This is a genomic window from Nitrospirota bacterium, assembly GCA_016235245.1.
GTDB lineage: Bacteria > Nitrospirota > Thermodesulfovibrionia > Thermodesulfovibrionales > UBA6898 > UBA6898.
Genome location: JACRLO010000004.1, coordinates 43,718 through 68,457, shown reverse-complemented (window position 1 = coordinate 68,457; position 24,740 = coordinate 43,718). Strand labels below are relative to the sequence as shown.

23 protein-coding genes are annotated in these 24,740 nt (G+C 48.2%); 2 read left to right on the top strand and 21 right to left on the bottom strand.

Annotated elements, in window-relative coordinates; translation table 11 throughout:
• Positions 1 to 39: 39 nt before the first annotated feature.
• The 10 genes from HZB31_01750 to HZB31_01705 form a co-directional block, all read right to left on the bottom strand.
• Positions 40 to 1,386 carry a sigma-54-dependent Fis family transcriptional regulator gene (locus HZB31_01750; GenBank protein MBI5846674.1) on the bottom strand — a complete coding sequence of 449 codons (1,347 nt, stop codon included), beginning with the start codon at positions 1,384 to 1,386 and terminating at the stop codon, positions 40 to 42.
• Entirely contained in the window at positions 1,379 to 3,367 is a 1,989-nt protein-coding gene (locus tag HZB31_01745) for a GAF domain-containing protein (GenBank protein ID MBI5846673.1), read from the bottom strand. The genes HZB31_01750 and HZB31_01745 overlap by 8 nt, the downstream gene beginning before the upstream one ends.
• 47 nt (positions 3,368 to 3,414) lie before the next feature.
• Positions 3,415 to 3,987, bottom strand: a complete 573-nt coding sequence (locus HZB31_01740) for a flavodoxin family protein (GenBank protein ID MBI5846672.1) — start codon at positions 3,985 to 3,987, stop codon at positions 3,415 to 3,417.
• A gap of 3 nt (positions 3,988 to 3,990) precedes the next feature.
• Positions 3,991 to 4,488, bottom strand: a complete 498-nt coding sequence (locus HZB31_01735) for a rubrerythrin family protein (GenBank protein ID MBI5846671.1) — start codon at positions 4,486 to 4,488, stop codon at positions 3,991 to 3,993.
• Between the two features lie 96 nt (positions 4,489 to 4,584).
• Positions 4,585 to 4,701: a desulfoferrodoxin FeS4 iron-binding domain-containing protein gene (locus HZB31_01730; GenBank protein ID MBI5846670.1), complete on the bottom strand. Its 117-nt coding sequence runs from the start codon at positions 4,699 to 4,701 to the stop codon at positions 4,585 to 4,587.
• A 62-nt stretch (positions 4,702 to 4,763) separates the two neighbouring features.
• The gene (locus HZB31_01725; protein ID MBI5846669.1) at positions 4,764 to 5,141 is read right to left on the bottom strand and encodes a class II SORL domain-containing protein; all 378 of its coding nucleotides are present in this window, start codon (positions 5,139 to 5,141) and stop codon (positions 4,764 to 4,766) included.
• A gap of 13 nt (positions 5,142 to 5,154) precedes the next feature.
• Positions 5,155 to 5,403: a rubredoxin gene (locus tag HZB31_01720; GenBank protein MBI5846668.1), complete on the bottom strand. Its 249-nt coding sequence runs from the start codon at positions 5,401 to 5,403 to the stop codon at positions 5,155 to 5,157.
• 442 nt (positions 5,404 to 5,845) lie between these two features.
• Positions 5,846 to 6,283 carry a hypothetical protein gene (locus HZB31_01715; GenBank protein MBI5846667.1) on the bottom strand — a complete coding sequence of 146 codons (438 nt, stop codon included), beginning with the start codon at positions 6,281 to 6,283 and terminating at the stop codon, positions 5,846 to 5,848.
• 26 nt (positions 6,284 to 6,309) lie between these two features.
• Positions 6,310 to 6,708, bottom strand: coding sequence for a transcriptional repressor (locus HZB31_01710; GenBank protein ID MBI5846666.1), 399 nt, complete (start codon positions 6,706 to 6,708; stop codon positions 6,310 to 6,312).
• 234 nt (positions 6,709 to 6,942) lie between these two features.
• Positions 6,943 to 8,013: a GGDEF domain-containing protein gene (locus tag HZB31_01705; protein ID MBI5846665.1), complete on the bottom strand. Its 1,071-nt coding sequence runs from the start codon at positions 8,011 to 8,013 to the stop codon at positions 6,943 to 6,945.
• Between the two features lie 171 nt (positions 8,014 to 8,184).
• Between HZB31_01705 and HZB31_01700 the strand changes: the two genes are divergently transcribed.
• Positions 8,185 to 8,853 (top strand): PilZ domain-containing protein, encoded by a 669-nt coding sequence (locus HZB31_01700; GenBank protein ID MBI5846664.1) that lies wholly within the window; start codon positions 8,185 to 8,187, stop codon positions 8,851 to 8,853.
• Positions 8,854 to 8,868: 15 nt separating this feature from the next.
• Here HZB31_01700 and HZB31_01695 read toward each other — a convergent pair whose 3' ends face one another.
• From HZB31_01695 to HZB31_01680, 4 genes are all read right to left on the bottom strand, one after another.
• On the bottom strand, positions 8,869 to 10,398 hold the full coding sequence (locus HZB31_01695; GenBank protein MBI5846663.1) for an AMP-binding protein: 1,530 nt from the start codon (positions 10,396 to 10,398) through the stop codon (positions 8,869 to 8,871).
• 89 nt (positions 10,399 to 10,487) lie between these two features.
• Entirely contained in the window at positions 10,488 to 11,855 is a 1,368-nt protein-coding gene (locus tag HZB31_01690; GenBank protein ID MBI5846662.1) for an outer membrane protein transport protein, read from the bottom strand.
• A gap of 165 nt (positions 11,856 to 12,020) precedes the next feature.
• Positions 12,021 to 14,393: a hypothetical protein gene (locus tag HZB31_01685; protein MBI5846661.1), complete on the bottom strand. Its 2,373-nt coding sequence runs from the start codon at positions 14,391 to 14,393 to the stop codon at positions 12,021 to 12,023.
• A gap of 10 nt (positions 14,394 to 14,403) precedes the next feature.
• Entirely contained in the window at positions 14,404 to 16,599 is a 2,196-nt protein-coding gene (locus HZB31_01680; GenBank protein MBI5846660.1) for an ATP-binding protein, read from the bottom strand.
• A gap of 56 nt (positions 16,600 to 16,655) precedes the next feature.
• On the opposite strand from HZB31_01680, the gene wecB reads away from it, so the two are divergent.
• Positions 16,656 to 17,921, top strand: coding sequence for a UDP-N-acetylglucosamine 2-epimerase (non-hydrolyzing) (wecB, locus tag HZB31_01675; protein MBI5846659.1), 1,266 nt, complete (start codon positions 16,656 to 16,658; stop codon positions 17,919 to 17,921).
• A gap of 60 nt (positions 17,922 to 17,981) precedes the next feature.
• Here the strand turns inward: wecB and HZB31_01670 are convergent, their stop codons facing one another.
• From HZB31_01670 to HZB31_01640, 7 genes are all read right to left on the bottom strand, one after another.
• The gene (locus HZB31_01670; GenBank protein ID MBI5846658.1) at positions 17,982 to 18,143 is read right to left on the bottom strand and encodes a hypothetical protein; all 162 of its coding nucleotides are present in this window, start codon (positions 18,141 to 18,143) and stop codon (positions 17,982 to 17,984) included.
• 703 nt (positions 18,144 to 18,846) lie between these two features.
• The gene (locus tag HZB31_01665; GenBank protein MBI5846657.1) at positions 18,847 to 19,230 is read right to left on the bottom strand and encodes a hypothetical protein; all 384 of its coding nucleotides are present in this window, start codon (positions 19,228 to 19,230) and stop codon (positions 18,847 to 18,849) included.
• A gap of 325 nt (positions 19,231 to 19,555) precedes the next feature.
• The gene (locus HZB31_01660; GenBank protein ID MBI5846656.1) at positions 19,556 to 20,062 is read right to left on the bottom strand and encodes an NADH-quinone oxidoreductase subunit B family protein; all 507 of its coding nucleotides are present in this window, start codon (positions 20,060 to 20,062) and stop codon (positions 19,556 to 19,558) included.
• Positions 20,062 to 21,636, bottom strand: coding sequence for an NADH-quinone oxidoreductase subunit C (locus HZB31_01655; protein MBI5846655.1), 1,575 nt, complete (start codon positions 21,634 to 21,636; stop codon positions 20,062 to 20,064). Before HZB31_01655 ends, HZB31_01660 begins: the two co-directional genes overlap by 1 nt.
• Before the next feature lie 2 nt (positions 21,637 to 21,638).
• Complete coding sequence (locus tag HZB31_01650; protein ID MBI5846654.1) at positions 21,639 to 23,099, bottom strand: hydrogenase 4 subunit F; 1,461 nt, start codon at positions 23,097 to 23,099, stop codon at positions 21,639 to 21,641.
• Between the two features lie 6 nt (positions 23,100 to 23,105).
• Positions 23,106 to 23,771 (bottom strand): formate hydrogenlyase, encoded by a 666-nt coding sequence (locus tag HZB31_01645; protein MBI5846653.1) that lies wholly within the window; start codon positions 23,769 to 23,771, stop codon positions 23,106 to 23,108.
• A gap of 30 nt (positions 23,772 to 23,801) precedes the next feature.
• Positions 23,802 to 24,740 (bottom strand): NADH-quinone oxidoreductase subunit H, encoded by a 939-nt coding sequence (locus tag HZB31_01640; GenBank protein ID MBI5846652.1) that lies wholly within the window; start codon positions 24,738 to 24,740, stop codon positions 23,802 to 23,804.

Sequence of the window (24,740 nt, the reverse complement as noted above, 5' to 3'; positions counted from 1 at the left end):
AGGCAAGGGGAAAGAAAGCGCTTTTTGAGAAGGGTTTATCTACTTTTTCACGTAATCGCTGAGGCCGTATTTCCTGAGTTTAAGATAAAGAGTCTTGCGGTCAATGCCAAGGACCTGGCTCGTCTTTGACTGATTGCCATTGAATTCCCTGAGCACTCTGAGGATATAGTCGCGCTCCATCTCCTCGAGCGATCCACCGGCATTCTTTGCAGAAGTCCCCTGCATGGCCGGAATTGAAAGATCCCTGAGTTCTACACGATCTGAATCACAAAGGATTACGGCACGCTCTATAACATTTTCGAGTTCACGCACATTGCCGGGCCACGCATAACTGCTGAGCGCTGCAGACGCCTCAGGAGTGAAATCCCTGATCGGCTTCGAAAGCTTCTGTCCATATTTATCCGCAAAGTATGCTGCAAGCTCTCTGATATCTTCAGCCCGTTCCCTCAGCGGAGGTATTGTAATATTAATAACATTAAGCCGGTAATATAGATCTTCCCTGAACGTTCCCTGCTGTATAAGTTCGCGAAGGTCCTTGTTGGTTGCAGCAAGAACACGGACATCCACATTCATGATCTTATTGCCGCCCACACGCCTGAATTCGCCGGTATCGAGAAATCGCAGAAGCTTTGCCTGGAGCCCGATCGGCATCTCGGCGATCTCATCAAGAAAAAGCGTTCCCTTGTCCGCAACCTCCACAATGCCGTGCTTCGTATCATAGGCATTCGTGAAAGCCCCCTTTTCATGGCCAAAGACCTCTGACTCGATCAGGTTCTCAGAAAATGTGGCGCAGTTTAAGGCGATGATCGGCACCGAGTTTCGCTTGCTGTAGTGCCAGATCGTGTTGGCCACCAGCTCCTTGCCTGTGCCGCTTTCGCCCTGAATAAAGACCGGAGAATCCGTAGGAGCAATTTTCTGTATCAGCGTATGGATCTCTTTCATCTGGCGGGAGTTGCTGATAAACCTGAAGGGGGTTTCCTTTCTCACCAGCTCCTGCTCAAGGAGCTGCGTTTTGATGCTCAGTCTGCCGAATTCATATGCCCGGTTGATGATGATCACGAGTTCGTCCAGCTTATAGGGTTTCGTGAGATAATCGGATGCACCGTATTTCATCGCCTCCACCGCCGTTTCGACCGTAGCCCTTCCGGTCAGGACGATGATCGCAGGCGCAGCAGGATCGGTCTTAAGCTTCTTCATGACCGAGATGCCGTCTTCACCCGGCATCATGATGTCCAGGAGAACGACGTCATACGTATTCTGCTTAGCAAGATCAAGGGCAGTCTTTCCGTCAGACGCTACGTCGACAGAAAAACCCTTCCTGGTAAGCTCCTTTTTCAGGAGCCTTCTGAGCGGTTCCTCGTCATCGGCAACGAGGATCTTAATCATGGGCGGCCTTTGCGGGAAGCCTGATGATAAAGGTGGTGCCTGCGCCAACATCGCTGACTGCATCAATACTGCCGCCATGCTCCTCAATGATCTTGTGGCAGATGGAAAGGCCGAGACCGGTTCCTTCCCCTACCGGTTTTGTCGTGAAGAATGGATCGAAGACTTTCCCCAGAATTTCCGGTTCAATGCCTGCTCCGGTGTCGGAGATCGTAACCCGGATGCCTGCTTCGTACTGCAAGGGGCTGTCCTCAGCATCCATATGGGTCGCTATCGTAATGCTCCCCCCCTCAGGAGTAAAATACATGGAATTGATAATAATGTTCATAAAAACCTGTCTCAGGTTTCCCGGATCTGCAAATATCTTCGGAATATCCCGGTCAAGCCGGAGCGCTATGTTATGGTTCAGCCTCTTGGCCCGGTGGTTAACAAGAAGAATAACCTCCTTGATAAGTTCGTTCATATCGATCTCGCGAAACGTACCGCCGGTCGGCCGTGCAAAATCAAGAAGGCTTCTGAGAATACCCTTGCACCTGAATATCTCGTTATGGATCGTCCGGAGATATTCAGGGAAATCCTCGAACTCAGGGATGTCTATGAGCGTTTCATCCCCCGCGCGGTCGAGAAGCGCCTCGGCATAACCGGCAATAATGCCCAGGGGATTATTGATCTCATGTGCTATTCCGGCCACAAGAGTCCCTAACGATGCAAGTTTTTCTGCGCGTATAAGCTGCTGCTCAAGCCGCTTCTGGTTCGTCACATCCTTAAGATAATGTACAAGGGAGTAGAGCCTCCCCTCATCGTCGATAAGAGGATACGTCCAGAAGTGAAAGATATTGCCGGCAATTCCCTTTAATTCCCGAAAACAGGGTCTCTTGCCGGCCCTGGTCTCTGCGCAGAGGCATTCCTCGTCAAGCGCTCCGACCCGTTCCAGCAGTTCCCGGCAGCTTTTGCCGATAGCCTCTGCAGCCCTGAGGTCGGCCCTGACAAGGACTGCCCTGTTGGCCCGCACAACGCGCCGGTTGCTGTCTTCGATCCAGACCATGTCGGTAATGGCGTCAAAGGTCTTTTCCCACTCTTTCTTGTCGCGCGACAGCTCTTCAAAAAGAAGCGCATTCTCCAATGCAATCGAAATGTGCTTGGCAACCGGCAGGAGTATATCAAGATCCTTCTCCGAATAGTTTGCAGTCTTTCCGCTGTCAAAATTAAAAACGCCGAGTATCTTGTCATGATACAGGGGAATGCTGATTGTAGATCGGATGCCCTCCTGCAGAAGTTTTCTGTCAAGAATGAATTCTGCCTCGTTGAGGTCACGGTTGATCCACGGCCTGTTGTTCTTTACAACCCAGCCCGCACTCGTTTCCTCAATGGGCGCCCTTACGCCCTTCTTCATGATCGTCTGCATGTCCGTATCAAGAGCAAAGATCAGCAGGTTGTTTTCCTTCTCGTCATAGAGCAGAAGACTTGCCCGGTCATAATCGATGAGTTTCCTGATCTCCGATACCATAATCCTGAATATGGTGCCTATGCTCAGGCTTGAGTTCACGATGCCGCTCAGTTCGTTGATCAACTCGATCTGTTTCATCTTCTCATGGAGCTGATCAATAAGCACGTCCTGAACGACGGCAAGCCTGAGCAGGCTGCCCTCCTCGGTGCATGGAATTATGGAGATCGTTGCATTAAACTGAATGCCGTCTTTTCTGACACAGGGAGATACAAACCTGTCTGAGGTGCAATAGACTCCCGCCCCCCCCTGAGAGGTGTGTGAGCAGGACTGATCAAAGGTTTGCGCCGCACAGTCAGCAAGAATAAGAGCATCAAGAGACATGCCGGATATTTGGTCGTCCGAATAGAGAAAGAGCGAAGAGGCGTTTTCATTGCAGGAAACAATCTTCAGGGAAGCATCGAAAACAAGCGCCGGCATTCTAAGCAGATCAAAGGCATTAAGCATGCCGGCAGCCTCAGGAAGATGAAGAGTCTTCATGGATTATTATAGCACTACCGTCAGCTCACAAGGGACTATGCGTTCACTTACATCAGGACAAGTCTCCTGCCTGCCTCATATGCATCCTTCAGCGCAGTCGGATGATCGGAAATAGCACCTTTGGCGTCGACGCCAAGAAGGCCCAACACTTCATGGGTCTGAACGCTGACGGTCCTGAAAAAGGCCTTGGCAGTCGCGTCCCCGCACTGGATACCGATATCTTTTTTCATGCCGCCGACAAGCATGAGCAGTCCTTTCCTGCCGTACTGCCCCTCAGGGAGGGCTTTTTTCAGGAGGTATTTCTCGCACCAGAAAGACTGGCATCTGTCGACCATCGCCTTTGCCTGCGCACTCATACCAAAGAAAAAGATCGGGGAGGCAAGGATGATCCTGTCAGCCCCCCTGATCTCCCGGTATATTTCGGTCATGTCATCGTTAATGATACAGACACCGGTCTTGTCACATCCGCCGCAGTCCTGACAGGGTCTGATATTCAGGAGGTTGAGCCTGAAGTTCTTCACCTCATGCCCCTGCTCCTGGATGGCCCTTATCGCCTCATTGAGAAGAAGCTCGGTATTGCCGTCAACCCTCGGACTGCCCAGAAATCCGATGATCTTCATAGCTCAGTCCATCTTTTTAAAAGCCTGCTTCTTCGCACCGCAGATCGGGCATTCATCCGGCGCATGGTCTTCTACCGTGTTGCCGCAGACCTGGCAGACATAGTAATCTGTTTCGGCATTCTTGCCGAGGGTCTCAAGCGCCTTCTTGTACAGGTCAGCATGGATCTTCTCGACCTCGTTTGCATACACAAAGGTCCTCTCTGCAAGTGCATTGCCTTCAGCCTTTGCCTCACTGATCATCTTCGGGTACATGCTCTCGAACTCGAAAGTCTCCCCGCTGATGGCTGCCTCAAGATTCTCCTTTGTCGACTTAATGCCGCCAAACTCCCGCAGATGGTTATGCGCATGAACAGTCTCCGCCTCTGCGGCTGCCCTGAACAGCTTTGCTGCCTGCTTATATCCCTCTGCCTCTGCCTTCTTTGCAAAGGCAAGGTATTTCCTGTTTGCCTGCGATTCTCCGGCAAACGCCTCTTTAAGATTCTTGTCCGATTTTGATGCCATGCTGGTGCCTCCTTATGTATTGATTAGCTTGCCTAACAGCGTTTCACGGAATGTATATGCCATTATACTATGGAATATTCCTGATGGGCCCGATATCTATCCAATCTTCTCCATCGGCTTACCGCAGCAAAAAAGAGTGCCACCACCGCCGGTTGTAACATTAACTTCATTCGTGCAGGTCACACACTTGTAGTTTTCACCTTTTTTTGTCATTTGCTTTCCTCCTGATATGATTTATTGGTAACGCAATCCTGCTGGGATCAACTTCCCCGTTCTTATCCTGCAGTGATGGTAATTTCCTTGGAGGCTTCCCAAAGTCCATGCAGATTGCATTTCGACAGAACTCTCAGCGTTCCCTTGCTGTGCTTCGAGCTCTTCTTCAACGTTACGGTCGCTTCCGGCACGGACAGAACAGGGCTGAACTCGATTCTTGCATAAAGGTTCTCTCCGAACTTGACCTCTGCCCACTGAATGAAATGGCCCTCTTCCGTTACATGGGGAAGCTCGCCGACCTTCAATTTCACCGTAAAGGGCTGATCGGCCACTACCGTATCTGGACAGTCGATGAGCGGTGTATGCTTCTTCTCAAAATCTGTCATTGCTGCCAAATCCTTTGGCTTGTTGATACCACAAAAATAACCTTTCTCTGTCATTGACTTCTCCTTTTTATCCTATTTTTTCAAATGCATTCCTGCCGATTTTACAGACAGGGCATTTCCAGTCCTCAGGCAGGTCCTCGAATTTTGCCGTCTGGTCTTTTTCCTTATAGAGCCATTTGCAGGTGGCACATCGCCAGAGGCCAAAGTCCTCCCGCTCGCCTGTTTTTGATACAACCTCCCATCCTTTGTCTATCCATTCCTCAATGCGGGGCGGATAGTATCCTGAAAATATTGTTTTATCGCGCGTATCCTCCATAGATACTTCTATTGTCAAATCGCCTTTCCTTACCGTGTAGCCCCAGTCAAACAGTTCAACAGACTCGGGCCCAGTTGCTTTGCCTGCAAAGGTAAATGTGTTGCCGCTCCTCTTTACCTTTGTCCAGCTGTAACAGCAGGGCAGCACAGATGTGCAACCACATTTGCCGTTCTTCAGGTCAAGTCCATCTACTCGCAAGCCGCCCGGTATCTTTTCGACTACTATATCCATTCTCTGCTCCAGTGCTAAGGGATTCTGCTTCGGATGAGGCAGTCAGTGAATTGTTGTTTCTTTCTTGAAAACCTTATGGCCGCAGGAATGACAAACAGTCTCATCCTCGTCTGTCCATATCTCTATCTCATTACCGCATTTTATGCAGGCAATAAATTCAGGCACAGGAACGCTTTTTGTGCTGCAGTGGCTTTTTTGCTTCTCTCTGATATTACTGTTCGGCATCTGCCTTCCTCCACCCTTCCTGCTTGAGTCTGTTCATCCTCTCTATGCCCCAGCGCTTAATCTCATCTAGGTATTTCTTTGGGTTTATTTTTGAGAGCGTCACCAGGTCCTGGCGCTCCTTTACCGAATCAATATGATCCGTCGGATATATCCCTCTCCAGGTGCAGTAGCCCTGATCAAAAAGAAAGGATGGGGTAACATCTGCGCCGGGGAGTTTATGCGACATGAATCTGGCAACGTCCATGTCATATTCAATGATCCAGCCGTTGTCCTTCAGCATGGACTCTGAGGTAAAGGCGACATCTGAGGAGCACTGGGGACAATACAGTCTGTTTACAACCTCCACAGGCATGATTTCATCACGGAAATTGAAACTTGCCGTATGGGTGCTGCATTTGCACATCATCTTGTGATCAATACACATTGGTTCCTCCGTTACTTGTTCTGAATTCAGTTATGGTTTCTGCAGGCAGGACAGAGGCCATAGAACTCGATATGGTTGCCGGTTATTTTAAAATCTCCGCTCACATTTTCAGGCAGGTCAAGATTAAATGTCATTTTGATATCCTGGACCCTCTTGCATGACATACAGATAAGGTGGTGGTGAGGATCCGTACAGGGATCAAAGCGCTTTTTGTCGGGATCGATCGTCAACTCAAGGATATGACCTTTTCCCCTTAGGGTGTCCAGCGTGTTATATACCGTGGCAAAAGACATGGTAGGATGCAAAACGGAAACCGCTTTATAGATATCGTCCGCTGATGGATGGTCTGTATTGCCCTCGAGAAAATCGAGTATCGCAATCCTCTGCGGCGTGAGTTTCAAACCTATGTCTTTAAATTTATGCATATTGTATTTATAACAGTTATTATTTGATAAATAGTATCATACGATAATTATTATTGTCAAGTAAATTAATCCATAAAGATGAAATTCATGATTTGCAATCAAAGGGCAGTATTTCGACGAGCTATTACTTATGAATTTTATGAATTTATAGATAAAACAGGCTTGAACGTTACAAGAGGAAATTGCGAACGATTACCGAAAAACGACCATACGCTAATGAAATACAGGGCTATTTCAGCATACAGCCTGCTTGAGGAAGAGACCCTTTTCCATAAAACTGAACTTCTCGTGCATTACCCTGTTTCTGCCTCGTCCCTTTGCTCTGTAGAGCATCCGATCAGCGTCAAGCAAAAGCTGCGTCCTGTCATGACCCTCCTTCAGGGTTGCAACGCCAAAACTTGCGGTAACAGAGACAGCCTGTCCGCTGATATCAATTACGCAGGCTTCGACCTTTTTTCTGAGCCGCTCTGCAAGGTCAGCAGCATTTAAAAGACCCGTATTAGGGAGAACCAGCACAAACTCCTCACCGCCATACCGTGCGAGATAATCACTTTTTCTGACCGTTGACGACACCATTTTGGAAACCACCGAAAGCACGCTATCTCCGGCTTCATGACCATAGGTATCATTAACCCTCTTGAAATAATCTATATCAATCATAATGACGGATAAATCTCTGCCATACCTCTGGGCATCAGCAATATCATGATCGATATATGAGTTCAGGGCCCTTCTGTTATAGCATCCGGTAAGAATATCGATGAATGCTGCACTCTCAAGCTGCTGAATATTCAGGGAATTTTCAAGTGCACTACTGACTGCATTCATTACGGAGTCAATGATCTCGGCATGATACCTGAACATTTTTCTGCCGGGAAGGATATAGAGCCTTGCGGCATATTTATCGCTATGTATATCAAACGTCAATAGATTTTCGAGATCACGACTGTCAATCAAATGACTCGACACCGGAAAATCATCCCTAAAATAGTTCATTCTTACGTCATAAGATTGACATGCAAGATCTGTCTGAATTCGCTGAATCAGCCTTTTGTCATCAATTTTAGGATCGATCCAGACATCCAACCTGTCGTTATGCTTAAGACCAAATGCAAAGATCTCGTAATTAAGGATGTCGTTGAGGCACTGGGAGGCCTCGCAAAGTATCTCCTCAACATTACTTAACCTGTTGATTTTTAATATATATTTATTGAGGATCTTATAGTCGAGGCCCTGAGAGAGCTTGTAGGCAAGGTCCATTACAGTCGCCGCCGTGCCGATCATCTGCCTTATTCTGTTCATCATCTCCCAATCCCTCCTTCTTCGGTATTCACACGTAGATTTGCAAAGGAGATGCCAATCATCATGATCGGCTTTGTTCAGTGACAGACATCGAAACCTGAAACAGGAGTCAGAAGATAATTTAAGCGGAAGACAACAAAAACATGACAGCACCATGCTAAAATATGCGCCACCATGAAGAAAGTATTTGTAATAGAACGATCAGCGGATGTCTTTAATACTGTAAAACACTATCTAAAAGAAGATAAGCTCGATTATCTGTCCTTTCAGGGCGTCTCAGAGGCCCTCACGTCTCCGGACCTGCCTGCCCTCATCATCCTTTTCTGTAATAACAGTTTTCAGGATATCAGGCAGGACATTGCCGAACTCAAAAACAACCCGGCGTTTGTGAAGATCCCGAAGATTCTGATCCTTCCCTTTAACTCGGCCATAACCGTGGCAGAATGCAGAAACCTTGATCTGCAGGAATGCTTTTCCATCCCGGTCGAAAAACTTAAGTTCCAGAATGCCCTGTCCAGGTTCCTCCTGAGATCACCACGCCGCGTATTCCGCATTCTGGTCAGCATTCAGCAGGACGGGAGCAATCTTCGCTATTCCGGAATATCCATGGATTTCAGTGAAAGCGGCATGGCCTTTGAGTGTGTCTCCGATTTCCCTCTTGGAGAAAAGCTTCTGCTCAGCTTTGTGAACCCTAAAAATCGCAGCAGGTTTGCGCTTCGGTCTGAGGTCGTAAGAAGGACATCGACGCCGACCGGCAGTTCGGTCTTCTACGGCGTAACATTCCGCAGCTTAACAGACGGGGATATGCGGGACCTTTCCAATTTTATCAGTGGAGGGGGTTAGGACCCCGGATTCCCGTCAGATATTTTTCGCATGCAGCATTTCAATTACCATGGCCGCTGCAGTTCTGAAATCTATTTTCCCGCTTCCCATTTTGGGCAGTTCTCTGATCACGATAAACTGCTTCGGCAGCGCGATATTGGGAAGTTCCTCTGCCATCTTCTTTATGACAGCTTTTTCGTCTATCTGTTCCGTAACGGCGGCAATAATCCTGGCGCCCTTGTACGCGTCAGGCACATCTACGATGCAGCAGTGCGCCTCCTCAGGCAGAAGACTTTCCAAAACGGTTTCGGTCTTGACAAGAGAAACCATCTCCCCGCCGATCTTGACAAACCGCTTAAGCCTGCCCGCATGCCAGAGATAGCCGTCTTCGTCGAGATATCCCATATCACCGGTGTCATACCAGCCATGACGTATACGCATTGACGTCTCCTCAAAATCGTCGAGGTACCCCTTCATCACCAGATCACCCGCTACCATGATCCGGCCGACCTCTCTGACACCACAGTTTTCTCCGGTCTCGTAATTTTCGATTCTTACCCTGACGTCCGGCAGGGGCAAGCCGACACTGCCAGGCCTGTTTGCAGCAGGACAATTTACCGAGATGACAGGGGATGTTTCGGTTGCACCGTATCCTTCATACAGGATTATCCCCTGTTTCGAAAGGAAGGCATCTCTGAGCGCATCAGGGCACTTATCTGCTCCGCTCACCATATACTTCAAACTTGCAAAATCACCGGGGGCAGACTTTCTGAGATATCCCCAGAAGAAACTGGGCGTTCCAACCATCATCGTCGGTTTTTCCTGCCGTATGACGTCACATACTGCACTGTAATCAAGCGGGTTCGCATAGGTGACCATGGACATGCCGTGGTACAGCGGAGTCCAGAAGTTGACGGTCAGTCCAAAAACATGGAAAAACGGGAGGTTCGCAAACATGCAATCCCTGTCAGACAGCGTATAGACGCGGCTGAAACTGGCAATATTCGAGGCAATACTCCTGTGGGTAAGCTGAACAGCCTTGGGGTCCTTTTCGCTGCCGCTCGTAAAAAGAATTACAATAGTATCGTTTTCGTCGCCACGGTGTATCAGCGTACCGGTGATCAGGGCTGCAGGCAGTTTGGCCTTGACCGCTGCCTTCAGCTTTTCAGCCATCGAAATGCCCTGCATAATGTCTTCGAGAAACACCATACCCTCAACCTCAGGGCAGCCTATCTTTTCGATAAGCGCCCTGGACGTTATCACGGTTTTGAAGTCACATTTTTTCTGGGCATACCTGACATTTTTTTCAGCACCGGTCGAATAGTTGATCATGACCGGAGTCCTTCCGCTCATCATGGCGCCCAGTATTGCAAGGGAACAGCCGGCAGAGGTCGGCAGCATAATACCAAGGAAACCCTTGTCATACGTCTTCAGTTTATCCGCAAGGATAAGAGAGACAATAAGCGCCTTTGCGTAGCTGATCTTCCTGTCAGCAGACCGGTCGATAAACGCCAACTTGTTCCCCTGCTGTTTTGCCATTTTGACAAAATGGTGATGAAGAAGCATTACCGTACCCCCAGGAATGCTTCAAAAAAAACACCCTGCGGCAGAGACCGCAGGGTGCACTTGAAATAAATAATGCGCATATCAGCCGGCTAAAAGGCGAACCGTAGCTGGGCGCTGATGATATCCACACTGGCATCATACGTTCCCCTGAGACCCCCGCGCAGAGTATCCTCAGCGGTTGTAACCGATTTGCGGATCTCAGGGTCATCAACAAACAGATGGGCATATCCCAGATCCACCTGGATACGGTCAGAAATCTTATACCCCAGGCCTCCTGCAAGCCAAAGGCGGTTTCCATCCGGAATACGCGGTGTGCGGTACTCGGCGCCACGCACAGGGGTTGTGTCATAGGCAATACCGGCCCTGAATTTCCAGTTTCCCGGTTTGTAGGTAATACCTCCTGAATACCGGTAATTGTCCCTCCACTTCTCGGTTGTAACTCCATCAGGCTGGCCGCTCTCAAATTTGAACCGCAATTCATCAAATATACTCCACTGCGTCCAGGTGACATCAGCCATAATCTCCCACTGCGGATTGATCTGATGAACAAGGCTGATCGATGCAGAAGCAGGAAGATCTACCGAAGCATTCACATCAGTATCGGTAAACCAGCCTCTTGTCGCGCCGACAATAAAAGCCGGGGTGTTCGAAAAATCTGCATCCCCTTCGACCTTGTGATGGACATGAGAGCGGTATGCAATGCCCATTCTCGTTGCAGGGCTGAATTCATACAACAGTCCGAGGTTGTATCCAAAGCCCCAGCTGTCACCTTTCAACTCGACAGTCCCGTCAGCGGCCTGGGGCATCAAACCCTGAGGCGCACATACTGACGGCCCTGCCAGGCTGAAGCAGAGGGTGCCGTAATCTATGGCATTGCTCAGCTTTGCCTTCAGATACTGGGCATTGAACCCTGCGCCAACACTGAGCCTGTCGCTTACTTTCAGGGCAAAGGAAGGGTTGATATTAAGCGTCATCACCTCGGAAGTGATGGCGTGATAACGTCCGACCCAGTTATTGTCATAGTCAGTTGAAAGACCGAAGGGAGCGTTGATACCGAGGCCAAGCCAGAGCTTATTATTGACCTTCGTGCTGAAATAAAGGTTGGGTACAACGCCGTTGACACCGCCTTCTCCGCCGTTATCGCCGCGGAGAGGGACGCCGGTAATGCCCTGAAGTGCATGCGTAGATCCTTCATTTTGAAACTTTGCCGACGGCATAACCAGGTGGGCACCGCCAACAGTCTGGGTGCCAGACAGTCTGGTCAGCCCTGCAGGATTGAAAAAGATCGTTGAGGCATCCTCTGCACCTGCCGATCCCCCGGCAAACGCATTGCCGAGACCGGAAACACTCTGTTCGATCAGGGCAAAACCCGCCCCCATGGCAGAACCGGCAAGAACAAGCACGAACAAGAGCATCACGGGAACTGCATACTGGACAGAAAAGATGACTTTTTTCATAAGACCCCCCTTGTATTTATAAATAACTGCGCCTGCTGCATACAATATCTTAAGATTCATTTATCGGAAAGCTGTGATATAAAGTACGAAAAATAGCCGGTGAAGTCAATAGGAATTGCAAGTCTAAATTTATAAACATCAGCTTATCATCTTCAAATATACCGTTTAACAGAACTGTGCTACTGTCAGGCCTGAGGCGTTACGTTCCACGCTTACATTTGCACAACGGAAAGTCACAACGAACCCCATCAGAGATTGAACTCGACATTCGCCCATAGATTCAAGATTCAGACATAGAGGAAGGGCAGACGTTGCTGAGATACCGCCCTGCAGATATGGCTGCAATTCACAACTTCTGCTCAATTTCTTAAATAAATCTGTCCAACGAGAATGCTCCGACAACGGCAAAACCAAAGCAGTGTTACATTCACTGCTGTCAATAATAAGGTGATCGCTCACTCCGACGACGTTGACTGGGAGGCGGTCTGAAAGCACTACGTTTCGTTCAGCGCTTTCTAGCACTATTCGACCCGGGGCATCGCTAAAGCATCGGTTCCCAGACTGATCAAAGAAAGTGTCCTTGAAAAAATCGAGAATATAGTCACCCAAAGCTCCGAAATCCGCAAAGCTAACAGCAGACGAGTACAAAGATACTGCCCGCGATAACTCTGCAGGTTCAAGTATTGACCTTGCAATATCTTTTTGCTTCGTAGTGCCCCGAATGAGGATATTTGTAATAGTTTCCGTCCGAGATATAACGCAACCACTCTCCCATGCATGCGGCAGGTCTTTTCGAGAGCAGAATTCATCTTTAGCAGGTTTCTCGATAAACTCCTCAATCTTGTGAACACCGGGACTCAGGGAATCACCATAAAAAGAATGTCCGAAATGCTCATTCCAACCTGCAGTTTTTACTCCAAGCGTAATAATTGTCGAAGGATAATGCAAGGCAGTTAACGCCCCGCGAACCAAAGCATCACCAAAAGTAGAAACTGGTTCAATCAGGTCATCGGCCATCGACACTATAAGGAATGAGCGTTTGCTTTGCTCAATCTGTTGGTCAGCGCATTTTAATGCCGCCACAGGCCCTTCTGGTGCGGGCTCTGCCAATGTGCTTTCACTTTTTACGCCAAAGGAAATTAGCTGTTTATTAGCTATCTTCAATCCGGTCTGCGAGGTCACCACTATGATGGATTCAGGCTGAGCGCAGCCGCTATCGATGAAACGGTTCACTGTTGATTCGAGCAGACTCCCTTCTCTGAGAAATCCTCTAACTATGGCCTTTGGTCGGTTACTTCCAGCAATTGGCCAAGCCCTTCTTCCTGCTCCACCGGCAAGGATAACGACAATGCTGTTGCGGGCAAGCCAAGCTGCGGCATATTGACGCAGAGCCCGAAAGGCAAAAGCGTTGGTCCAATAACTTAAGGTAGTTGATACGGTACCGTCTTCGTATTCTCCATACTTAAAGAATCCTTGTTCTGAATCTTTACTTATCAGAAGTGCTTCAGCCACTTCAGTAACAGTAGCCCACGCATCAATAGGCAAACGTCCCATGCTCGTCAACCGAGCAGCCAAGATAAGTATTTGGGCAAGAGCATCATTACGGCATGCAGTTAATCGGGGGGTATTGTTAATGAATTCTTGCGAAATTCTGCCGTTATTTGAATGCTGAAGAGCCCACAAAGTAGCCTTCAGCGCCGCCTCTTCATATTTTGGTTCTCTTAATATTTGACCAGTGCGCAGAAGCCCCTCTGCGGCATAACAATGAGGGTGAAGTTGAGTAGTGCCGGCAATTCTATCAGTGATAAACCGCCCATCCATCTGCTGAAATTCCAGTGCAAAGGTACAAATACGACGACAGATGAGCTCATAGCAATAGTTTTCAGTAACCCTCATCCATTCTGCCAATGCCTCTGCGATTTTTGCATGAACACAACCGCTCTGTTGTGACCACCGGGGATTAGCCAGTTTGATCTCCTGACCATCTGACATAAAAACAGCCGGAACAGAACCATCCTCACGAACAAGATTTACAAGTCCTTCAGCCACTTGGGCACCGACGTTATAAAGCTCTTCTGATTGATTAATCTCATACAGTGCTGTTATTCCCATAAGACAGACGGCATTATCAAAGCTGAAGAATTTGCCTCCGAAGAAAGAATAAAGCGAAAGGGAAGGGTCTTTATCCACCTCGAAATAATACCGCGTCCTGAACCATCCTTGACAAAAAGAATGCTGAATGAGCCACGTTGCGGCTCGCTCAGAGGCTGACAGATATGAACGATTTCCTGTGAGTGCAAAAAGATCGAGCATGTCTGGAATGGCAAGGCCGGTTAATTCAGAATAGAGAAAGGCTGGAGTACCGTCGTCGCGGCCTGCTTCACAAATAGCACCCGTCTTGCTATCAAAGAAAAGATGAATATTACGTTCATAATCAGCAAGAAGCTCAGCTAAATAGTTTGAACTTGGACTGCCATCTGCTATCAGATGATGCCAATGGATGTTTCGCTGAACTGATACAAACTCCGATGTTTTCATTGATTATGAGTCAGGAATTAAGCGCATCAATGAATGCGTCAGCGTCAACATGGAGACTCAATTGCTCTTTAGATGGCAGTGAGGAGCGCTCGAAGCCTCTTCGACCCGCGAGCTGACTCATCTCAATAATAGCTTCCATTGAACGGGCTCCATACTCGAATTTGGGGGCTGATAAGAAGGCATCGACTATACCAACTTCAATATTAATTGTTTTGAGCGTTGGTCCCTCAAAATCGCCCAAACGGTGACAGATCATATCCCGATCGACAATTTTGTTTAACTCCCATTTTCCCATCCAGTCTGCATTCCATTCTTTATCATCAAGAAGTAGTTCATCGAATAGATCAGCAGCCTTCTTTTCTAAAAGCGCTCTCAGAAGTATAGCCCGGCGTAAGAGATAGAAGCCATTTGGTGAATTGGGCCCGTTACCTACCCCAAATATATCTATTTTGCCCCGTAATCTGCTCAAAAAATCAGGGACTTTTGAATCCTTTGCGTTCTGAGTTTTTTTATTCTTACTGAACTTCAAATAATTATCTTTTGTCCCTCCTGCAAAAACAAAAATAGCCCTTCCGATTGAATGCGTCGTTTCTCCCTGTTGGAATTGGCCATCCTGCATAGGAGCAAGAAAATATCTAAGCCAACCAAGCTCATTCTTGCCACCGAGAGAGGTATCAAACTCATCCCAAAACACGAGAGGAATCTTTCCCTTTAAGGCTGAGTCCCGAACAAGATGAAGAGCTTGAAACATCTCCTCAGGTTTATTGAGTTGGGACAGATTGAACGCTGGCAAATGTTCAATTTTCCCATCGGGATCAGCAGAGGCTGCAATCTCTTTAACTGCGAATGATTTTCCAGAACCAGGCGGCCCGAAGACAGCAATTGAAAGAGGCGACTCCCGATCATCCTGATCTATGTACTCAATAAAGAGCTTTCTTAGAGCTCTGAATTGAGAAATCTCCTGTGGATCAAGTGCTATAATCTTCCCAAATTGTCCAAGCGGCAAACGGGGTATTGCAGCCTTAACCCCGAATTTAACAATGTTGCGAGCAATAATCATTTCCTTTTTTTTATTATATATTTGAGATTTAATGCTCCATTTATTGCCCATTGGATTATTAATTTCCATGTCTGCAAGGAAAGAAACCTTTTTTCTCTCTTCCAGTGTGCGGGCATTATAATCCTTCATGCAAAGCTTCATATGGTCGGCAACTTCACTCATAGGGAATTGTGGGTGCTTATTATCGACAGCTTGTCTGACTTCTCCATGGCCAATCTCGTGCAGTTTTCGGGCTGCAGCTATACCAACCCTTACTCCACATTCAAGGTTATTATGAAAATTATTGCCAGAGCTACTTGTTAACAAGGTAGCAATTGCTACTGTAAAACAAGAAGCATAGGAAATTACTTTGCCTGGATATTGTATCACCCATGTTCCTTCTATATGTTCTGGGTCAATAATCAATTTTATGCATTTATTCGAATAGATCAATGCACCAGCAGTTTCAAACGTTACGACAACTGCCTTACATTTAGCAAAAAAAGATGACACTCTATTCTTGGTCAGCAAATTTACGATATCCCGCACAGTATCTTCCCAGCAGAGTGATCTGCTAATCTGGACATTCGCTCTGCGCAAGTGATCAGCAGGGACAATGATTATCGTCCGCGTTGCATGTTTCTCTAAGATGCTGAAAAGACGATTTTCTTTAAATGGTGAAACCGTTTTAAATAAAATTTGCTTCGAAAACTTATCTGGAAGTGTAAATCCACTATTTCGAAATGTTATACTCCCGTCATCTATTACAAGGAGACGTTTCGGATTAATCATAGTGCTGTGATTGCTATTCGGCTTTGAACCTTGGGCACTATAGCTGTTTTGTTTATGTTCCCACTGCCCAAAAAACTCCTTCATTCGCCAAACCTGCTTGGTGTCTTTCTTTTTTGAGGATTTACTGGGATAGGGCACCCAAAGTGAATAAGACGTTGACATGCTTTGAGTGTCAGTAGTCAGGTTCTCTGCAATATTTGGGCTTACTTCATTTAATAGTTCACGAAGAAAAGCGGCACCACCATAGCTTTCCTTAACATCTTCTATGGGATCCCAGTTCCATGTTTTCATCCCCGGGTTGAATCCGCGCTTATGATAGATATTGATATCCCTCGTTACATCTCCAACAACACATATTTTTTTTGGTTCGGTCATCTTACCCCCACCATATTTACAACAACCAATAATTAAAAACATTCAGGATTAATTAGTTGAAATATATCATAATGTTACATGCTGAACAATATCAATATCGCACAGGTTTTGTCATTATGAAGATACTTATTGTCTACGGCACGCGCCCTGAACTGATCAAGCTTGCACCTGTCATCTATGCTCTGAAAGATAATCATGTGCTTAGGATAATGTCTACCGGGCAACACATGGAACTTGTTCAACAGGTATTAGACTTTTTTCGGATAAGGCCAGACTTCAGTTTTGACTGCATGACCGGTATACCTGATTTGCCTCATCTTTATGAATGCATTGTAAATAAAGCAAGGCTGATTATTGAAAAAGAAGCTCCTGATCTAATTATGGTGCAAGGGGACACACTCACGACATATGCGGTGGCATTTGTCGGTTTTTTAACTAAAAAACCTGTCTTCCATATTGAAGCTGGGTTGAGGACTCACAATATGTTCTCCCCTTTTCCAGAGGAAGGTATCAGACGCGGTGTCAGTTGTTTTGCAGAGATGCATTTTGCGCCAACTCAAACAGCATGCGCGAATCTTCTGGCAGAAGGTTTCAGACGTAACAGGATTTTGATTACTGGCAATACTGTTGTTGATGCGGTTGCACTGGCAGAACGTCTTATTGATGAAAATGAAGTTCTGCAGGAACTGTTGAAGTGCCGTCTTCATAAAGAACAACTGGAAAGCAAGGATGGCTTTGCATTAATCACTGTTCATAGAAGGGAAAATATCGGTGAACCGTTAAGGCAAATTTGTCGTGCGATTATGCATCTCTCTCAGCATTATAAGAATATGACGTTTATCTGGCCGGTGCATTTAAATCCAGAGGTGAGGGATATTGTGTTTGAGGAAATCGGCAATGATTATAGCAACATTATTCTGACCAACCCCCTTTCTTATCAAACCATGTTATATCTTATGAAAAGAGTCAGAATTCTTTTAACGGACTCCGGCGGCATTCAGGAAGAAGCCCCTTTGTTCGGGAAGCCATTGCTCATTCTGAGAGACACTACCGAGAGGCCAGAGATCATTGAGACTAACTATGGGGTGCTTACAGGCGCCAATCAGGAAAACATCATTAAAGAATTTGCACGGTTTTATCAAGCCAATTACTTGTCCCAATCTACCACTGGAAAGTACTCACTTTTTGGCGACGGTAACGCATCAGAGCGGATTGCCAAGTTCCTCCTGCTCGATGAAGTAACGGAATTTATTGCCTCTTATCCATCTTCATCTAAGAATTTTTTTGACACTATGCAGCATACAATGGAGTGGATCGGCTGATTTCATAGCTCCCATTTCCGTTTTGCTTCGTTATCAATACTGAAATCGACTTTCACTTACTCAGCTGATTGCCTTCAATATCCCAGTCAGGAGTGCGGTCGGGGTGGCTGAACAGCCGGGGATACAGGCATCCACAGGGATGACTTGATCGATCCCTCCCAATGAAGCATAGTTCTGATCGAAAGCACCTCCGTCACAGCCACAGTCGCCCACTGCTGACATGAGGAACGATAGGATGTCCACCCATTTGCCGATTCAAGGGGTTGTATATTCACTGCTCCCGGCGTTTCCGGTTCTGATATTACAAGCGCGTCGTCGATCAGTTCTTCAAATTCTACGAATTCGTTCAAGGCTTTGCGTCTGTCCGGCTTATGGAAGCCGCAATACAGACGGGAACAGTGTGGGCGTCTCTGGCACCGGATTGAAAGGCTTTCTTGAGGTTGGGCATAGTGATGAGAATAAGAAGCAGGTCATACAAGTTTATCTCGGCACTGGGCTTGAAAACCTTTTTTACGGAGAGGCTCTTTCGCCATTTATCCGGAATACAGCAAGCGCGGCATCGTTTTCAAGCGTGGTGATCAGGTTGTCGATAACATTAGTAAAACTACTCATGATGATTCTTACGAATTACTCACAGGTATTATACTGTTACCTTGACTCATATCACATCTTAGGATACGATAATTCAGCACAAAGAAAAAGCCCAAACTTTACGAGGGCTCGGGCTTTATCTTTGGGTCCCAAATATAAGGCAGTATTGGGGCCGCAATATGTTACTCTGTTAGCTCAAAAATTACCACGAGCTGCGGCATATTGTCAACTGCCTAAGGAGCGTGGTACCATGATGAAGCCTCCTTAACAAAGAAGGCCGGGAGCAATCCCGGCCTTTCTATTTTAGAAAACATGGGGGAAAGGACACAAAAAGCTACGAAGATTTTTTATTTCTTCCGGTAAGAAAAACGACAGCTAAACCCGTTATGGCGAGGCTGGCAATAGTTCCACCTGCAGCAGGCTGACCATTCAGTGCGACATACCCACCGACACCAATACCAGCAAGACCGATTATCAGTGCGAAAATTTGCCCTAATAATCGTTCAATAAATACAAAAGAATTTACTCTTTTACCTTCTTTCCTTCTGTGTTCAGCTTCAATCTGAGTCTGACTGATTATCCAGTCAACTGCTTCCGGTTTAAAAGCTTGCAGTCTTTCAAGATGCGCGATAGGAATAATAGGACTATCAGTCTCATGCTGCTGAAGGGTGAGCTCGTTATGACGGTTTACTCTTGCAGTTGTAGACTTATTTGCCATGATTCTCCGTCACCCTACGTAGATCACGGATGACGTTTTTAGAATCATTCTTCAACGCTCTATTATCCTTATGGAACCCTTCACGGGTCGGTCGTTCATAGCCGGTGGACGGGCTTATTACAAGAGCCTGCCGCATTCCATCCAATATGTTTTTTAAATGTTTGCTCATAATGCTACCTCCTTCTTCCACATTTTATATAGCAGAGGGTTGATTATTATCTTCATTTTGCCAAAAAAACTCAATAGGCGCAAGTAAAAAAAAGGCCGTGTGATTATTTTTCCGGATTCCGAAGTCTTTCTTGAATCTATCGAATTCAAGATAATCTCAGCTAATCGCCTTCAATATGCCGTTTAGGAGTGCAGTCGGGGTGGGCGGGCAGCCAGGGATATAGGCATCCACAGGGAGGACCTTGTCAACACCTCCCAGGGAAGCATAGCTCTGGCCGAAAATACCTCCATTGCATCCGCAATCGCCAACTGCTATGACCAGCTTTGGCGAGGGCGTTGCATCATAGGTCCTCCGGAGCGCTATCTCCATATTCTGCGTCACCGGCCCGGTAACAAGCAGAAGGTCTGCAAAACGAGGGGATGCGGTAAAGTGCATACCAAACCGCTCACAGTTATAAATCGGGTTGTTCATGGCATGGATCTCCAGTTCGCAGCCATTGCAGGAACCGGCATCCACCTGCCTGATCGAAAGGCTCCTTCTGAATCTTTTCCTGATAGCCTCTTCGAGCCTTGTCCCGACCTCCTGGATCTCAGCATCGAGATCCAGCTGGAGCGGTTCGGTCACAATGCCGGTCCGAAATATCTGCCGCAGTATCCGTATCATTACAGGTCATGCCCCGAGTAAGATTGATTGAAGCTCTTATTGCAGAGCGGAAAATCAGGCACAATGTTGCCTAACACTGCCAGTTCAAGAGCAAGCCAGTTGACGCTGGAAGGGTCTCTGACCATGCAGCGGTTCACTTCACTGTGAGGTCCGGACTGAAGCCAGTATATGATCTCGCCGCGCCAGCCCTCCACAGCAGCAAAGCCTGACATATCAGGACGCGGCAACGCCACCGGAGCTGAAAGTTCTCCCTCAGGCATGTCTTCGAGAAATTTCCGGATGATCCTGATCGACTCCCGTATCTCCTGTATCCTGACCCAGGCGCGTGCATGCACGTCTCCCGAAATAAGCACCGGCACATCAAGCTCAAGGTAGTGGTGCTGGTCAAAGGGAGGGAAGGGATTGAATATACGGCAGTCAAGGTTCAGGCCGCTGGCCCTCGCAACGATTCCGACAACACAAAGCTCCCGTGCTCTCTCCGGGGTGAGTATCCCCGTATCCCTCACCCTGTCTTCAAGGGACGAATGCTCATCGTAAATGACAACAAGTTTTTCGAAATCTTTTGAGAGGATATCCATTTCAGTCAATATCGCTTCCTTGCCGGCGGCATCGATATCCACGGTTACGCCACCGGGGATTACCCGGTCCATGATGAACCGATGGCCAAAAAGCTTCATATTCGTGCTGACGATCATTTCCCGCAACCGTGACAGCTGAAAGATCATGAAGGCAAAGGCAGCGTCATTGCAGATGGCACCGATATCGCCGAGGTGGTTTGCAATCCTCTCCCGTTCAAGAAACAGGGCCCGAAGCCAATGGGCACGTTGGGGCGGATTGCAGCCGGCCATGGACTCAAGCGCCATGCAGTATGCAATACTGTGAGCAACCGTGGTATCGCCCGAAACCCTGCCTGCAAGCAAAGCGCCGTCTTTCCAGGAAAGAGACTCGAATTTTTTCTCAATGCCTTTATGCACATAACCGAGACGCGCTTCAAGGTTGATCACATCTTCCCCAAGGGCCTGGAAGCGGAAATGGCCAGGCTCTATGATACCGGCATGGACCGGGCCGACCGGTATTTCATAGACTCCTTCTCCCTCTGCCCTCACCCAGGCGTATTCTCCCGGCACTCTTGCCATCGGTTTTGATGCATCAAAGGTCTTCCTCAGGGGCCAGGTATCGGCAGGCCAGTCCTCGAATTTGATCCATGGCCGCATATCAGGATGCCCTATCGGCGTGATACCCATAAGGCTCTGTATCTGCCGCTCGAAACGGAAGGCAGGAACGAACTTTTTTGCAAGACTCGGAAACCAGAGATCGTCTGACGGCACTTCCGTCTTCACAATCAGGTATTCAGCCCCCCACCGGTAACAGGCATAAATGCCAAAACCCCTCTCAAAGGCGGTCTCATCTGCCGCCCATTCTGCAGCCAAAAGCGCATAGGCCTTTTTCATCACCTTGGCGGCCTCTGCAAATCTGTCCCGCCGTACAACACAAGTTGAAACAGAAACAGGATACTGACCCTGGTCAAACCGTGCGTCCTCTCCAAAAACTGATATAATGGCTTCCTTCAGCATGATTATTTCAATAACTCCACCGCAGTATGAAACCATGTATTCAAAAAGGCAGGCATGTAAATACCGATGATCAGGACCAGCGCCAGATGCAGCAGCACCGGCAGATGCGCTGCCTTAACCGGCTTTTGATATGAGGGAACATCTCCTGAGACCATGGGCTGAACTTTTCTGAAAAGCGCCGCAAAGGTGACACCAAGGCCGAGAAGGAGAAAGGGTGTCAAATAGGGAGCATCCTTCATGGTTGCCGTCAGTATAAGAAATTCGGACGCAAAGATCCCGAAGGGCGGCATTCCGACAATTGCCATTACGCCGATCATAAGACCCCAGCCGACAAGGGGATTGCCTTTAAAAAGCCCCCTGATCCTGTCCATCTCCTGGGTCCGGTGCATCTGCGAGGCATGACCGACCGTAAAGAATATGGCCGACTTCGCAAGACTGTGCACGAGCATATGCAGGAGTGCGCCAAAGGTGGCAATAGGGCCGCCAAGGCCAAAGGCAAAGGTCGCTATGCCCATATGTTCTATGGAGGAATAGGAGAACATGCGTTTGATATCCTTCTGCCGAAGCAGCGAAAATGCCGCAACAAGGATAGAAAGAAGGCCAAAACCCATCATGATGTTGCCAGCCTGGTGCGTATGGGTTGATCCGTCAACAAGCACCTTACAGCGCACAAGCGCATACAGCGCGATATTGAGCAGAAGTCCTGAGAGCACTGCAGATATCGGCGTAGGTCCTTCGCTATGCGCATCCGGCAGCCAATTATGGAGCGGCACTAGACCGACCTTGGTCCCATACCCCACCATCAAAAAGACAAAGGCAAGGGAGAGCACGGTCGGTTCAAGGCTGCCGCTCACCCGGCTCAGGTTAGTCCAGAGAAGGGCTTCGCCCCCTTCCCCCAGCACCTTCTCCGCTGCAAAGTAGAGCAGCACGGTCCCAAACAGGGCCTGTGCAATGCCGACGCCGCAGAGGATAAAGTATTTCCAGGCAGCTTCGATCGCTGTGGGTGTGCGGTACAGAGAGACAAGCAGGACCGTTGAAAGGGTCGCCAGTTCCATGGCTATCCAGAGCACGCCGACATTGTTGGTCAGAAGGCAGAGGAGCATGGCGAAAATGAAAAGCTGGAACATGGCGTGGTAAAACCGCATGCCAACATGGCCGACGCGGCCATGCTCCCGCTCTCTCCGCATGTACCCCCTGCTGAACATGGCAGTGGTCATCGAGACAAACGAGGTGAGCACCGAAAGGTAAATATTAAAGGCATCGACAAAAAAGAACTTCCCTCCTGCAAGCATAGGGCCCTGCATATATACCTCAAGCGCAAGACCGACACCAGCCGCAAGCGTCGCAGCAGAACCGAGGATGTTGATCTCGGGAGCGAATTTCCTGTCACCGACAAAGGCCAATACCGCAGCCGCACAGAGGGGAACGCCCAGCAGGATCAGAAGCATTGTGCTGCTGTTCATGGCCACCTAATCCCCCTCCTTCAGCCGCGCCATCTGTTCAACATCCAGGCTGTCAAAGGTCTTGTTGATATGGAAGAAGAATATGCCGAAGATGAATGCCGCGATCAGGACATCAAGGGCAACGCCGAGCTCAACAACAAGGGGCATGCCATAGGTTGCGCTTGTTGCAGCGAAGAAGAGCCCGTTTTCAAGCGCCAGAAACCCTATGATCTGGGTGACTGCGTGCTTCCTGGTGATCATCATCAGGAGCCCTAACATAACAGTTGCAAGGGCAACCGCAATGGTTGAACGGGTAATGAGATTGGAGAGCTCCCTGACAGGCGCGGTCAGATGATAGGAAAATATCACCAGCGCAATGCCGATCATCATGGTCATCGGAATATTCACGATCGTTTCGACCTCTTTGCGGATCTTCAATCGATGGATAAGCACATGGAGGATGTAGGGAAGCAGGAAGACCTTCAGAGAGAGGGTCAGAACGGACGATATATAAAGATGATGTTTGTCCGCAACAAAACCGACAATAGCGGTATTGAGCGAAAGAAAGAAACCCTGCCAGGCAAAAAGATGAATAAGGCCATACACCCTCTTCTGCACCAGCATACCGAATGCCGTAAGGAGGACCAGGGCTGCAAGAAAGCTGTTAATCTGTGCCGCAAGGTGCAGGTTCATGTCCTAATCTCTAATCCCTTCTTCCCCATTTCACTCCAGAATAAAAAATGACAACATGCCCAGGGTTGCCATCAGGAATGCGGATCCTAAAAATTCGGTCAGGCGGAATAGTCTCATCTTTGCCAGACCGGTCTCTATCAGAACGAGCACAACGCCGGAGGCAGCGAGCTTAAGCAGCAGATAGAGCAATGCCATTGCCGAAGCAGGTACACTGCCTGACGCATCAATGCCCCAGGGGAAGAAGAGTACCGACCCAAGAGCCATAAACACCATAAGCTTCATCATACCTGCCCATTCAAGAAGCGCCAGGTGCCTGCCTGAATATTCGAGGATCATCGCCTCATGAATCATGGTCAGCTCCAGATGTGTGGAAGGATTATCCACCGGTATCCTGCCGGTCTCTGCGAGACTCACCAGCACAAAGGCGAGAAACGCAAAGGCAAGTGACGGCCGTAGCAGAGACTGGCCATTATAGACAACCTGAACAATCTGCGAAAGCGAAGTTGACCTGGCTGCGAGGGAGACCGTGAATATGGCCATAAGCATGGCAGGCTCAGCCAGAGAAGCTATGGTCATCTCTCTGCTTGAGCCCATGCCGCCAAACGCGGTGCCGATATCCATGCCTGCCAAGGCTGTAAAGAACCGGGCAATCGCAAAAAGGGCCACCAGCACAATAACATCAGCAGACGCAGCAAGAGGCAGATCGATCGACAGCATCGGGATAATCCCTCCTGCAAGGGTTGCCGTGCCAAAGACGATATACGGGGTGAACCGGAATATCCAGGAAGCATTCTCAGCCAGGATCACGTCCTTTGCAAAGAGTTTCATGATGTCCCGATAGGGCTGAAGCAGTCCAGGAGTGGTCCGGCCCTGGAGCCAGCACTTAAGCGTTCTGACCCATCCGACATAGGCTGGGGCTATGGCCAGAATGATCAGGATCTGGAGCATCTCGGTTATAAAGGGGTACAT